This window comes from Blastococcus sp. CT_GayMR16, assembly GCF_004570875.1.
Lineage (GTDB): Bacteria > Actinomycetota > Actinomycetes > Mycobacteriales > Geodermatophilaceae > Blastococcus_B.
Genome location: NZ_SPQK01000002.1, coordinates 283547 through 296341 on the forward strand (window position 1 = coordinate 283547; position 12795 = coordinate 296341).

A 12795-nucleotide genomic window follows, 5' to 3' on the forward strand; every position below is an offset into this window, starting at 1 on the left:
CAGTGAGCCTCCGCCTGTACGACACGGCCGCCCGTGCGGTCCGCGACTTCACGCCGCTGCGTGCCGGCCAGGCCTCCGTCTACGTCTGCGGGCTCACCGTCCAGGGACGGCCGCACGTCGGCCACGTCCGGGCCGCCCTCGCCTTCGACGTGCTGCGCCGTTGGCTGATGGTCGGCGGGCTCGACGTCACCTACATCCGCAACGTCACCGACATCGACGACAAGATCCTCGCGAAGGCGGCGGCTCACGACGTCCCGTGGTGGGCCTGGGCGTACGAGAACGAGCGGGCCTGCACCCGCGCCTACGACGTCCTCGGGATCCTGCCGCCCACCTACGAGCCGCGCGCCACCGGCCACATCCCCGAGATGGTCGCGCTCATGCGTCGGCTGATCGACCGCGGGCACGCCTACGCCGTCGACGGCGACGTGTACTTCGACGTCCGGTCGTTCCCGGCCTACGGGGAGCTGACCGGGCAGAAGCTCGAGGACCTGCAGTCGGCTGCGGACACCGAGACCGACGAGCGCAAGCGCGACCCCCGCGACTTCGCCCTGTGGAAGGCGCACAAGGACGGCGAGCCGGAGACGGCGTCGTGGGACACCCCCTGGGGCCGCGGCCGGCCGGGCTGGCACCTGGAGTGCTCGGCCATGGTCGGGCGCTACCTCGGCAGCGACTTCGACATCCACGGCGGCGGGCTGGACCTGCGCTTCCCCCACCACGAGAACGAGCAGGCGCAGTCGCGCGCCGCCGGTGACGGGTTCGCCCGATACTGGCTGCACAACGGCTGGGTCACCCTCGGCGGCGAGAAGATGAGCAAGTCCATGGGCAACACCGCCCTGGTCGACGAGGTCGTGCAGCGGGTCCGCCCCGTCGAGCTGCGCTACTACCTCGCCACCCCGCACTACCGCTCCACCATCGAGTTCACCGACACCGCGCTGGACGAGGCGGGCGTCGCGTACCGACGGCTGGAGTCCTTCGTCCGCCGGGCCGCGGAGCGGGTGGGCGCGGACGCCGGATCTCCCGTGCTCTGCGCCGAGTTCACCGCGGCGCTCGACGACGACCTCGGCACCCCGGCCGCCGTCGCGGCGATCCACGAGACCGTCCACCAGGGCAACACCGCACTGGCGGACGGCGACGACGCCGCGGTCGCCGGCGCGCTCGGCTCGGTGCGCGCGATGCTCGGTGTCCTCGGCCTGGACCCGCTCGACCCCCAGTGGGCCACCGGCGGCAGCGACGAGCAGCTGACGCACGTGACCGACGGACTCGTCTCGCTGGCCCTGGAGCAGCGGCAGGCGGCGCGGGCCCGCAAGGACTTCGCCGCCGCCGACGCGATCCGCGACCAGCTCACCACCCTCGGCGTCTCCGTCGAGGACACCCCCCAGGGACCCCGATGGGAGCTGACCCGCTGATGGCCGGCAACAGCCAGCGCCGCGGCCGCACGACCGGTGCCGGCAAGAAGACCGCGACCGCAGGGACCGGCGGCAAGAACCGCCGCTCGCTCGCCGGACGCGGCGCGACCCCGCCGGCGGAGGCCCGTCCCGGGCATCCGGCGCAGCGCCGCGCGACGGCCGAGGCCAATTCGCGCGCCGAGCGTGCCCGTGCCCGGGCGCGCTCCGAGGAGACCCCGGAGCTGCTGCTCGGGCGCAATCCGGTCGTCGAGGCCCTGCGGGCGAGGATCCCCGCGAACGCGCTCTACGTCGTCACCGGCGACACCAGCCGGGGTGGCACCGACGAGCGGATCACCGAGGCGATCGCGCTGGCCGGCGACCGTGGGCTGCCGCTGCTGGAGGTCGGCAAGGCCGAGTTCGACCGGATGTCCCAGGGCGCCCTGCACCAGGGCATCGGCCTCCAGGTGCCGCCGTACGACTACGCGCACCCCGACGACCTGATCGACCTGGCCCACAACTCGGGGCGCCCGCCGCTGATCGTGGCGTTGGACGGCGTCACCGACCCCCGCAACCTCGGTGCCGTCGTCCGCTCCGCTGCCGCGTTCGACGCGCACGGCGTCGTCGTGCCGCAGCGTCGCGCCGTCGGCATGACGGCATCGGCCTGGCGGACCAGCGCCGGCGCGGCCGCCCGGATCCCGGTGGCCCGCGCGGTCAACCTGGGCCGCGCGCTCGCCTCCTACCAGGAGGCCGGGTTGCAGACCGTGGGTCTGGCCGCCGACGGCGACACCGACCTCGACCGCTACGACGGCTTCGCCGACCCGGTCGCCCTGGTCGTCGGCGCCGAGGGCACGGGGCTCTCGCGCCTGGTGCGGGAGCGCTGCGACGTCGTCGTCCGCATCCCGATCGACCGCGACACCGAGTCGCTCAACGTCAGCGTCGCCGCCGGCATCGCGCTCTACGCCGCCGGTATGGCGCGGCGATGACATCGCGGTCGGACCGCACCGCGCCCAGCGGCCGTCCCCTGATCCGCTGAGCCCCACGTCCGACTCCTCGCGGCGGCCGCCCACGGCGGTGCGGCTCGATCTGCAGCCGCATCCCGAAGGTGGCTGGTACCGCCGTACCTGGACCGCCCCTGTCACGGTCGACGGCGGGCGGCCGGCCGCCAGCGCGATCCACTTCCTGCTGATGCCGGGGGAGCAGTCGGCGCCGCACGTCGTGGACGCCGACGAGCTCTGGTTCTGGCACGGCCCGGGAACCCTCACGCTGCTGGTCGGGGAGGAGCGGCGGGTGCTGGGGCCGGAGAGCCCGCAGGTCCTGGTCCCGGCCGGGACCAGGCAGGCGACCGAGCCCGCCACCGACGAGGTGCTGGTCAGCTGCGTCGTGTCGCCCGGCTTCACCTGGGACGGGTTCCACCTGGCCTGAGGCTCAGCCGAGCAGTTGGGCGACCGTGTAGATGACCAGCCCGGCCAGCCCGCCGACCACGGTGCCGTTGACCCGGATCCACTGCAGGTCCCGGCCCACCTGCAGCTCGATCCGCCGGCTGGTCTCCTCGGTGTCCCAGCGGGCGACCGTGCTGCTGACGAGGTCGGCGATGTCGGCGGAGAACCGCTCGACCAGATAACCGGCGATCGTGTGCGAGTGCCGCTGCACCAGCTCGCGGACCGTCGGGTCGGTCTGCAGCAGCCGGGCGCCGTCGCCGATGAGCCCGGCGAGCCGCGACCGCAGCTCGGAGTCCGGGTCGGCGGCCGCGCTCAGGACGGCGTTCTTGGCGTTGGTCCACAGCGATCCGGACCAGGCGCGGACGGCGGGATGCTCGAGCAGCTCCTTCTTCAGCTCCTCGATCCGTGCGGCGGTGTCGGGGTCGGTCCGCAGCGCGTGCACGTAGGCCCGCAGCCGGGCGTCGTAGGAGCGCCGCAGCTCGTGCCGCGGATCGGTTCCGACCTCCTCGAGGAAGGCCTCGAGACCGGCGAAGACGCGGTCGAACACGCGGTCGTCCACCCAGTCCGGCACCCACGACGGCGAGGCGTCGCCCAGCTGGGCCCGGAAGACCAGCCGGTTCTCCTGCAGGAAGCGGGCCAGTCCGCGCAGGGCGGCCGACATGACCTCCTGGTGCCGGTCGCCCTCGACGACGAGCTCCAGCACACGCGCCACCACAGGTGCGGCGGGCGTGGCGTGCAGCTTGCGGTCCACCAGGTCGGCGACCGCCGGCTCGAGGTCCTCGTCGCGCAGCAGCTCCGAGAGCGCGGAGACCGCAGCCGCGGCGTCCCCGGCGAGCCGTTCCGCGCGACCCGGCGACGCCAGGAACCCGCCGAGCCGGCCGGGCACGTCGATCGTGGTCAGCTTCGCCTCGACCACGCTGCGGGTCAGGAAGTTCTCCTGGACGAAGGTGCCGAGCGATGCGCCGATCTGGTCCTTCTTGCGCGGGATGATCGCGGTGTGCGGGATCGGCAGCCCGAGCGGGTGCCGGAACAGCGCGGTGACCGCGAACCAGTCGGCGAGCGCACCCACCATCGAGGCCTCGGCGGTGGCGCGGACGTAGCCGACCCAGCTGCCGGCGTCCCGGCCGAACAGCACGCACGCGAGGAAGACGACGGCGGCCAGCAGGAACAGGCCGGTCGCCAGCCGCTTCATGCGGGTCAGATCGCTGGCGCGCTCCGGGTCGTCGAGCGAGCCCGCGAGGGGGACGGACGGTCGGGGTTCCGGCACTTGCACCAGCGTAGGGACCCCGCCGTCCGCCGTCCCACTCAGCTGGCCGAACCCAGGGTGACGTCAGCGGTCCGGGTGTCGTTCCCGCGGCGCACGGTCAGGGTGACGGTGTCGCCGGGGGCCTTGCTCCGGACCGCCGCGGTCAGCTCGGTCGAGGTGGTGACGGGCCGGTTGCCGACCGCGGTCACGACGTCGCCGCCCTGCAGCCCTGCCGCCGCCGCCGCGCTGTCCGGCTCCACCGAGACGATCTCCGCGCCGGTCCCGACGCCGGAGTTCTGGTCGTCTGCGGCGGTCTGGGTGCTCACGCCGAGGAAGGCGCGCGTCGCCGTGCCGTTCGCGATGAGCTCCTTGGCGATCCGCTGTGCGGTGTTGGACGGGATGGCGAACCCGACGCCGATGTTCCCGCTCTGCGACTGCGACCCCGGGGCGCCGGAGGCGACGGTCGCGATCGCGCTGTTGATGCCGACGACCTCGCCGGCGCCGTTCACCAGCGCCCCGCCGGAGTTGCCGGGGTTGATGGCCGCGTCGGTCTGCAGCGCGTCGATGACGGTGGCGTCGTCCTGCGTCGAGCCGGTGGCGACCGCCCGGCCGGTGGCGCTGATGATGCCGTCGGTGACGGTGTTCGACAGGCCCAGGGGAGCGCCGATGGCCACGGCCACGTCGCCGACCTGCACCTTGTCGGAGTTCGCGAAGGTGGCCGGGGTGAGCCCGCTCGCGCCGTCGAGACGGACGACGGCGAGGTCTGAGGCCGGGTCGGTGCCGACGACGGTGGCGTCGTAGAGCGTGCCGTCGGCGGTGCGCACCTGCACGGCGCCCGTGCCGGCGCCCTCGAGGGTGACGACGTGGTTGTTGGTCAGCACGTAGCCGTCGTCGGTGAGGACGACGCCCGAGCCGCTGCCGGAGTTCGAACCGCTCGAGACGTAGATGGTCACCACGCTGGGGGCGGCCTTCGCCGCCGCGGCGGTCGCGGTCGTCGCCGTCTCGGGGTTCTTGATGGTGACGTTCTGGGCCGAGGCGCTCGTGCTCGACGTGGCCGCAGGGTCGTCGATCAGCCCGGCGACGCCGGCCCCGGCGCCGCCACCGATGAGTGCGCCCGCGACGAGCCCGGCGATGCCGATGCGGAGGCGGCCGGCCCGGCGGGACGGCGCGACCTGGGCCGGAGGCCCTGCTGCGGGCTCCGGAGCGGGAAGGGGGTGTCCGCCGTAGCCCGGGTAGTTCGGCGGGGCCGGCGGCTGCTGGGCCTGCGGCGGCGCCCAGGGGGCGTGCCCGCCGTAGACCGGCTGGGCAGGTGTGGTGGCGGCTGCCTGCTGGGGCGGCGTCCCCGGCGAGCCCGCCTGGGCGTCGCGGTCCGCGCCGGGCTCGGTTCCGTGTTCGCTCACTTCTGTGGTCCTCCCTCCGCGCGGTCGAGTGACCGCCGCGAGGCCCCACTCTGCGTGCCGCCGCTGGCCCGCTGCTGGAGGTGGCCTGTGAGATTCCTGGAAGTCAGCGTGGGACGTCGTCGAGGATCGAGCCGCGGGCGACGAGCTCGGTGACCGCCCAGACCGCCAGGACCTGGGCGGCCAGCAGCCCGACCAGGACCAGCAGCTGGGCCGCTCCGGCGTCCAGCGGACTCCCACCGCCGAGCAGGACACCGACGAAGGCGCCGGGGAGGGTCACCAGGCCCACGGTCCGCGTCTGGTCCAGTCCGGGCACGAGCGCGGTCGCGACGACCGGACGGCCCACGAGCAGCACGGCGTCCCGGGGGAGGAGACCCAGGGCCAGGGCGGCCTCCAGTTCACCGCGTCGGTCGTGGAGCTCGTCGCGCAGCCGCCGCCCGGCGAGCGACGTCGCCGTCATGGCGCCGCCGATCAGGATGCCGGCGATGGGGATGACGGCGATGCCGCGCAGCGGGACCGCGCCGCTCGCGAGCACCAGCGCCACCACCGGTGCCGCCCCGCCGGCGATCGGCAGGGCGGTGGGCAGCACGCGGCCGAGCACTCCGGGGTGCCGGACGGTGTGCCCGGTGACGCGGCCGGCCGAGGTCAGGGTGGCGACGGTGAGCATCAGGACGACGAAGACGGCCGACAGCAGCAGCGACCGGACGACGACGAGGAGCACCGCCGACACCGCGGCGAGCTGCACCGTGGCGCGGACGACGGCGATCACCACCGGACGGTCCTGGCCCAGGCCGGACAGGCGCCCGGCGACCGCCGCCAGCACCGTCAGGGCGATCAGGACGGCGGCCAGCCGCGGGCCGACGTCGACGACGGAGGAACTCACGGACGCCGATCCTGCCCGGGGGTAGGAACCGGCGTCGGCCGATGCGGCGTCAGCCCGGCGGTGCGGCCTCCCCACGGGCGTGCCGGTCCGTCGGCGGGATCAGCGCCATCGGTGACGTGCAGTGCCGGAGCAACCAGAGGTGCGGCCCGTCGAGCGAGCGGTGCAGCAGGGTGCCGTGGCCGGCGCTGATCATGATCAGCGGCGACGGGCAGGTGGCGCGGAGCACCTGGTTGGCGCGCGCTGCGGGTAGCTCGGAGTGCTGGACCGTCAGGTCAGGGAACCGCTGGGCCCACTCGTCGAGGTCGTCGACCCAACTGGCGGGGACGGTCCGTCCGGACGACCGGGTCTGCAGGACCGACAGCGGGACGCCGGACCGTTGCGCGGTGGCCGCGGCGAACAGGGCGACCGCCTCGTCGTCGGCCCGGTCCCCGACGCCGAGGACCGCGACTGCGGGCCGTCCCTCCGGCTCGGCACCCCGGCGACGGGGCACGATGACGACCGGTGCGGGGGACCGGGCCGCCACCTTGGCTGCCATGGTGGCCAGGACCATCTCGTCGGCCGCACCCGTCGTCGAGCTGCCGAGGACCACGAGCTGACCGGCGGCAGCCGCCCGCAGCAGTGCGGTGACGGGGTCACCCGGCACGACCTCGGTCGAGGACTGCACGCCCGGTTCGGTGTGCCGCGCGACGGTGTAGGCCACAGCGGTGATCCCCCGGGCGCGGGGGAGTTCCGGCGGGGGCCCGCCGGTCGCAGCGGGATGTCCCAGGTAGGGCGCGGCGTGCAGGATCCGCAGCGGTGCGCTGCGGCGGGCCGCCTCCTGGGCCGCCCACCGGACCGCGCCCAGCCCGACCTCGGTCCCGTCGACGCCGACGACCACCTCGCGGCCCGGTGGATCCTCGCCGTCCTTGGCCGACGCCGCGTTGGCGTCCTCCTCGCGGCTGGTCGGGGCGAGCGGGGCTGACATCGACACGGTGCACCTCCGGGAGCAGTGGGTCCGTCCCTGGGTCGAGCGTCCTCGCCGCGATGCCGTGAGGGAAGACCCCACCGCATCCAGTGCATCAGCCACCGCCGAAGGGGTAGTGCAGAGCGAGCGCGTGGGTTCCGAACGCCCGCGGGCCGCTCGCATCGGCTTGTCCGAGCGAACCTGGAGGCCGCCTGTGTCCATCGCCCGACCGCTCTCCCGGGTGCTGCTGGGCGGCGCGCTGCTCGGCGGTGCTGCGTTCGCCGTCGCCGGAGGACTGGCCCTGGGCGGTCCGGGACTGATCGGCGTGGGCCTCGCGGCGACGCTCGCCGGCTGCACCGCCGCCGGGATCGCCCGGGAGTCGCCGGCCGCCGGCCGCGGCTCGGCCGTCGAGTCCGCCGTGTGGGCAGCGGGCTGGACCGCTGCGGCGGTGCTGGTCGTCGCCGGCGTCGCCACGGTCGCCGGCGGGACGGTGGCCGCGCTCGCCGTCGCAGCGGGGGTGATCGTGTTCCTCGGTCTCCGCCTGAACCGGGCGCGCCGGGCCACTGCCGGCACCGGCTCGAGGAGGGGACGGCAGCGGCCGGTCCATGGTGGGCCCACGCAGCGGCCGGTGCATCGGGGCGGCACGACCGGGCTCGCCCGCTATCTCCAGCCGGTGGGAGCACTGACGACGCGCGCACTCGGCGACGAGTGGCTGCGGACGACGGCGGCGCTGGCCGGCCGATTGGACCCAGCGGCCCGGCAGTCGCTGGTGGCCCGTCGCGAGGAAGCGCTCGACGAACTCGAACGGCGCGACCCCGACGGCTTCGCCCGCTGGTTGGCCGCGGGACCGACACCGGCGAGCGACCCGGCCGAGTTCGTGCGGGGAGGACCGGTGCAGCACGGTCCCGTGGCGGACACCGACGCCGCCTGAGCGTCGAGTCGCCCCCTACGATCGACGCGGTCACCTTGGTGGCCGTCCGCCGACGTGGCGCAATTGGTAGCGCACCCGACTTGTAATCGGGCGGTTAGGGGTTCAAGTCCCCTCGTCGGCTCCAGACCCCCTCCCGGCGGGTCGCCCAGGGCGGCGGAACATTCTTCCCGAGTTTTTCGGAATAGGTCTTTACGACGCCTGAGGTGTGCAGTAGTTTCCTCCGCGCCGACAGGTCGTAGTCCCCGATCAATGGCCCGCAGAGGGCCCGCCGGCTTCCTTTCCCATTCTCTTGCGGAGGTTCCGCCATGCCTTTCAAGCTCTCCGAGATCAGCGGCCTCGCCGATGGCATCTCCAGTGGTCTGCAGTCCACCGTCGACACCGGTGCAGGCACCTCTCTGCACGATGGCCTCCCCGGCCAGCTCCTGACCTCCGGCCTCGACGGATCGGCCACCCCGCTGGTCTCGGCAGCACTGCTGCTGGCCGCCGGTGGGATCTTCGCCGTCCGCAACCGCCTCGCGAGCGTCACTTCCCTCTCCGGCGCGCTGCCGGTCTGAGCCCCCTCTCGGCGGGCGCCATTTCCGGACGCATCCGGTCTCTTTCTCCGGAACCTTTCGGCCACGCGCAGTAATTGCTTCTGCGACGCATCGCAGGCAATGGCGCGTACCGGTCCCCGCGCACCCAGGAATGGCGGAAGCCCGTATTCCGGCCGCGGCTCTCGGGCGAGGACGCAGCACCGGGCGCGCCCGGGAGTCTGGACGCCGGGGGGTGCTCGCGGCAGGATGACCCGGTGATCGGGACGGCGGGGGTCCCCTACATCGGGCGGACGCACCACCGGGCGACCGTGGCTGCCGCGTTCGCCGAACCCGGTCACGTCGTCCTCGTCTGCGGCGAGGCCGGTGTCGGCAAGTCCTCGCTCGTCGCGGCCGAGCGTGCGGGCGCATCGACCGACGTCATCGAGGGGTCCTGCCTGCAGGTGGCGGGTCAGTCGCTGCCGCTGGCGGCACTGGAGCAGATCTTCGACGCCCGGGGTGGCTGGCCGGCCGCCGCCGACGGTGCGGAGCAGCAGTCCGCCGAGGAGCGCCTCAAGGCGATCCGGTTGTGGGCCGACGCGCTGGCCCCCAGCGGGTCGCCGACGGCGACGACCATCGTCATCGACGACCTGCAGTGGGCCGACGAGACCACCTGCGACTTCCTCGTCTACCTGGCCTGCACCGCGACCCGTCGCGGGCTGAGCCTCGTCCTCACCCTCCGGGACGACGAGACACCGCGGATCGGCCGGGTCGAACAGGCGGTCTCCGAACTGACCCGCCTGCCGGGCGCGAGCTGCGTGGAGCTCCAGCGCCTCGACCGGTCGGAGACGCGGGAGCTCGTCTCGGCTCTGACCGGGGACGTCGATGTCGACGTCGACGCCTGGTACGAGCAGACCCAGGGCAATCCCTATCTCCTGGGCGAGCTGGTGAAGGACCCGGGCTCGCGCCGCGTCAAGGACGTGCTGCTCGCCCGGGTGCGCCGGCTCGGTCCCGACGCCGCCGAGCTGGTCGGCCTGGCGGCCATCTTCGGGTTGTGGGTTCCGGATCAGCAGCTCTGCCAGGCGTCCGGCTTCGCCCCGTCGCGCTACGGAGCCGCTGTCCGGGAGGCCGTGGCTGCCGGCGTGCTGGTCGTCGAGGGCGGCGACTACGCCTTCCGGCACAGCCTGATGTGCGAGGCCGTGCTGGCCCAGCTGCTGCCGTTCGAGCGTCGCGACCTGCACCAGCGGGCGGCGGAGGCGCTGGGCGGGTCCGCTCCGGACGACGTCGTCACGGCGGCGGCCGTGAGCATGCACTGGACCGCGGCGGGGATGACCGAGCAGGCCGCCGAGTGGAGCCTGCGTGCGGCCCGGAAGGCGCGATCCCGGAGCGCGTTCGCGGAGTCCTGGGGCTACTACCAGCGGGTCCTGGAGTCGGCACGTCGCCCCGGGGACGCGGGCGGCCGGCTCGAGCTGGCGCTGGAGGCGGCGGGGACCGCGCGGCTCGCCGGTGACCCTGCCGCTGCCGCCGCCACGCTGGACGAGGCCCTGAAGTCCGAACCGGCCCCCGCGGCCGCCCGGGCCGGAGCCCTCGAGCGGCTGGGGTGCTTCCTGTGGGAGGCCGGGCAGACGGCGCGCAGCAGGACGGCCTACCTGGAGGCGGCGCGGGCGCTCGGGCCGGACGTCACCGCCGTGCACGCGCAGGTGTGGGGCGCGCTGGCCCGTGCGGCGTTCATCATGGCCGACTTCGAGGAGGCCGTCCGCCTCGCGGAGCGCGCGGTCGCGGCTGCGCGGGAACACGGCACACCGGGCGTCCTGGCCGACGCCCTCACCACCCGGGGGACTGCCGGAGCGATCGTCCGCGAGCCCGGCGCCCTCGACCTGCTGCGCGAGGGGGTGCGACTGGCGCGCGACGTCGAGGACCGCGCCGTGCTGTGCCGTGCCTACGCCAACCTGGTCGTCGCCTACGAGTTCACCGGCCTGCCCAGCGAGGCGTGCGAGGCGGCCCTGGAGGGGCTCGAGCTCCTGCCCGAGTACGGGCTGGAGCTGGCCGTGGGTGCCGCGCTCGCGTGCAATGCCGCGAACATGCTCGTCCGGCGCGGGCAGTACGAACGCTGCGCTGCCGTGCTCGAGGACCTGCTCGAGGGGCGGGTCGTCACCGGTCAGGCCCTGCACCTGCACCTCGAGCGCGCCGAGCTGCGCCTGCGGATGGGCGACCCGGCCGGTGCGCGGGCGAGTCTGGAGGCCGCGGCACCCCTCCGGGAGGCCGACGAGCCAGCCGTCGTCGCGGCCCTCGCCACGGCGACCGCCGAACTGCTCGCCCAGGAGGGCGACCGGGAGGGCTGCCGGCGCACCGTCGAGGAGGCCCTGTCGCGGCTGGCCGGTACCCCGGACCGGCGGTTCCGGACGGAGCTGCTGGTGATCGGACTGCGGAACGAGGCCGAGCGTCCCGGGCCGATGCCGGCACGCATCGATTCGGCCGCCACCGCCCGGCTGGACGAGCTGGGGGCCGCTCTGGACGGGCTGGCGCCGGAGGCGGACGACGACATCGACCACGCCGCCCACCACCGGACGGCCCGGAACGAACTCGCCCGCGCGCGCGGTACGGCGACCGCGGAGGACTGGGCGGAGGCCGTCCGGCTGTGGCAGGCGGCGGTGCGACCGCGCGAGGAGGCGTACTGCCTGCTGCGGGAGGCGGAGTGCCACGCCGACGCCAGGCGCCGGGACAAGGCCGCCGCCGCGGCGTCGGCAGCACGCGCGCTGGCCGAGCGCCTGGGCGCGGCGCCGATCGTCGTCGAGGTGGACGCGTTGCTCACTCGCACCCGGCTGTCGGTGGCCCCTGCACCGCGGGCGGCGGCCGACGACCGGCCGTTCGGACTGACCGAGCGCGAGTACGAGGTCCTCGCCCTGCTCGGGACCGGTGCGACCAACCGCCAGATCGCCCGAAAACTGTTCATCAGCGATCGCACAGTGGGTGTTCACGTGTCCCGCGTGCTGCATAAGCTCCAGGTCACGAACCGGGCACAGGCCGCGGCCGTCGCCGTCAAGGTCGCCCGGTAACCGTCGACCGGTCTGCGGGAAGGACACCCATGTCGCCGTTGAAGCTGTCGCTGTTCGGTGGGGGAGATGACAGGGAGGAGACGGTGGAGCTGGACGACGACGAGTTGGTCGGCAAGCTCCGCGAGGTGGTCGACGCCCACCCCGACCTCACCCTGACCGAGGCGCTCCGGCAGGGCCTCCAGCACGTCGTCGACAACGGTCCGACGACGAAGGGCTGATCCCGGCGCTCAACGGAGGCTGGGCTCGAGCTGAGCGCGCAGGGCGCGGACGGCACGCCCGCGAAGCGGGCCCAGGCTGCCCCGCGGGATGCCCAGTTCCTGGCTGACCGCGTCGTAGGACGCCGGCTCGCGGAGCAGGGCCTGCACGATCAGGCGCTGGCTCAGCGGCAGCTTCTCGACCGCCTCGTCCAGCGCCCGGCGCAGCTCCTCGTCCATGAGCGCCGTCGCCATGTCGGTGTCGTCCGGGGCGACGCGGTCGGCCACGTCCTCGCTCGGGATCGCGCGCTGCTGACCCCGCAGGATGGACAGGGCCTCGCGGCGTGCGGTGGTGGACAGCCAGCCGGGCAGGCACTGCGGGTCGTTGATGCGGTCCGCGTTGCGCAGCAGCAGCACCCAGGTGCGCTGCACGGCCTCGTCGACGTCGGCGTCGCTGCGGAGGACCACGCGGGCGGCGGAGCGCAGCAGCGCCTCGTAGCGCCGCACCGTCGTGTGCCAGGTCGCCTCGTCGCCGGCGGCGAGGGCCGTCAGCAGCTCCCGGTCGACAGGACCGCTGGTGGGGGCTTCGGCGAGAGTCAGAACGGACATGGGCTGGGCTCCTTCGAGGACGTTTGGGAACGCCTGCGAAGTCTTCGGAGGGAGCCGGTGGCCAACATCCGTCGGACGACGTATTCAGGGGCCCCGGAAGTACGTACGCCGGGTGCCCGGGGTCACCCGTACGACGTACTCCGTCGCCCGCCGGGAGAGCGCGCGAGGGCCCGGACGGGGCGGCGACGTGCCAGGGTCGAGGG

Annotated in this window: 12 protein-coding genes and 1 tRNA gene; 8 read left to right on the forward strand and 5 right to left on the reverse strand. The window is 74.3% G+C overall.

Annotation, left to right across the window (positions count from 1 at the left end; all coding sequences use genetic code 11):
* The first annotated feature begins 2 nt into the window (after nt 1–2).
* From cysS to E4P38_RS04065, 3 genes are all read left to right on the forward strand, one after another.
* A complete protein-coding gene (gene cysS / locus E4P38_RS04055) occupies nt 3–1406 on the forward strand; it encodes a cysteine--tRNA ligase (protein ID WP_135130452.1) in 1404 nt (467 codons plus the stop codon).
* Nucleotides 1388–2368 (forward strand): 23S rRNA (guanosine(2251)-2'-O)-methyltransferase RlmB, encoded by a 981-nt coding sequence (gene rlmB, locus E4P38_RS04060; RefSeq protein WP_245160767.1) that lies wholly within the window; start codon nt 1388–1390, stop codon nt 2366–2368. Before cysS ends, rlmB begins: the two co-directional genes overlap by 19 nt.
* Before the next feature lie 88 nt (nt 2369–2456).
* Entirely contained in the window at nt 2457–2807 is a 351-nt protein-coding gene (locus E4P38_RS04065) for a cupin domain-containing protein (protein ID WP_209308920.1), read from the forward strand.
* Nucleotides 2808–2810: 3 nt separating this feature from the next.
* Here the strand turns inward: E4P38_RS04065 and E4P38_RS04070 are convergent, their stop codons facing one another.
* The 4 genes from E4P38_RS04070 to E4P38_RS04085 form a co-directional block, all read right to left on the reverse strand.
* Nucleotides 2811–4091, reverse strand: coding sequence for a DUF445 domain-containing protein (locus E4P38_RS04070; protein ID WP_245160768.1), 1281 nt, complete (start codon nt 4089–4091; stop codon nt 2811–2813).
* 38 nt (nt 4092–4129) lie between these two features.
* Nucleotides 4130–5470 (reverse strand): trypsin-like peptidase domain-containing protein, encoded by a 1341-nt coding sequence (locus E4P38_RS04075; RefSeq protein ID WP_135130455.1) that lies wholly within the window; start codon nt 5468–5470, stop codon nt 4130–4132.
* Nucleotides 5471–5573: 103 nt separating this feature from the next.
* On the reverse strand, nt 5574–6350 hold the full coding sequence (locus E4P38_RS04080) for an ABC transporter permease (protein WP_135130457.1): 777 nt from the start codon (nt 6348–6350) through the stop codon (nt 5574–5576).
* 49 nt (nt 6351–6399) lie between these two features.
* Nucleotides 6400–7314: a universal stress protein gene (locus E4P38_RS04085; protein ID WP_135130459.1), complete on the reverse strand. Its 915-nt coding sequence runs from the start codon at nt 7312–7314 to the stop codon at nt 6400–6402.
* Between the two features lie 193 nt (nt 7315–7507).
* Here E4P38_RS04085 and E4P38_RS04090 point away from each other — a divergent pair, with 193 nt between their 5' ends.
* The 5 genes from E4P38_RS04090 to E4P38_RS04110 all read left to right on the forward strand — a co-directional run bounded on the left by E4P38_RS04090 (nt 7508) and on the right by E4P38_RS04110 (nt 12007).
* On the forward strand, nt 7508–8224 hold the full coding sequence (locus tag E4P38_RS04090) for a hypothetical protein (RefSeq protein ID WP_135130461.1): 717 nt from the start codon (nt 7508–7510) through the stop codon (nt 8222–8224).
* 48 nt (nt 8225–8272) lie between these two features.
* Nucleotides 8273–8348 (forward strand) — tRNA-Thr (locus E4P38_RS04095).
* 181 nt (nt 8349–8529) lie between these two features.
* Nucleotides 8530–8778, forward strand: a complete 249-nt coding sequence (locus tag E4P38_RS04100; RefSeq protein WP_135130463.1) for a hypothetical protein — start codon at nt 8530–8532, stop codon at nt 8776–8778.
* A gap of 233 nt (nt 8779–9011) precedes the next feature.
* Nucleotides 9012–11789 (forward strand): LuxR family transcriptional regulator, encoded by a 2778-nt coding sequence (locus E4P38_RS23745; protein WP_167760440.1) that lies wholly within the window; start codon nt 9012–9014, stop codon nt 11787–11789.
* 29 nt (nt 11790–11818) lie between these two features.
* A complete protein-coding gene (locus tag E4P38_RS04110) occupies nt 11819–12007 on the forward strand; it encodes a hypothetical protein (protein WP_135130466.1) in 189 nt (62 codons plus the stop codon).
* Nucleotides 12008–12016: 9 nt separating this feature from the next.
* On the opposite strand, the gene E4P38_RS04115 is transcribed toward E4P38_RS04110, so the two are convergent.
* Nucleotides 12017–12592: a sigma-70 family RNA polymerase sigma factor gene (locus E4P38_RS04115; protein WP_135130468.1), complete on the reverse strand. Its 576-nt coding sequence runs from the start codon at nt 12590–12592 to the stop codon at nt 12017–12019.
* Nucleotides 12593–12795: the final 203 nt, after the last annotated feature.

Coding starts and splice junctions, on each gene's coding strand:
- E4P38_RS04100 (WP_135130463.1), top strand. CDS start 8,530: ATGCCTTTCAAGCTCTCCGAGATCAGCGGCCTCGCCGATGGCATCTCC.
- E4P38_RS04110 (WP_135130466.1), top strand. CDS start 11,819: ATGTCGCCGTTGAAGCTGTCGCTGTTCGGTGGGGGAGATGACAGGGAG.
- rlmB (WP_245160767.1), top strand. CDS start 1,388: ATGGGAGCTGACCCGCTGATGGCCGGCAACAGCCAGCGCCGCGGCCGC.
- E4P38_RS04115 (WP_135130468.1), bottom strand. CDS start 12,592: ATGTCCGTTCTGACTCTCGCCGAAGCCCCCACCAGCGGTCCTGTCGAC.
- E4P38_RS04085 (WP_135130459.1), bottom strand. CDS start 7,314: ATGTCAGCCCCGCTCGCCCCGACCAGCCGCGAGGAGGACGCCAACGCG.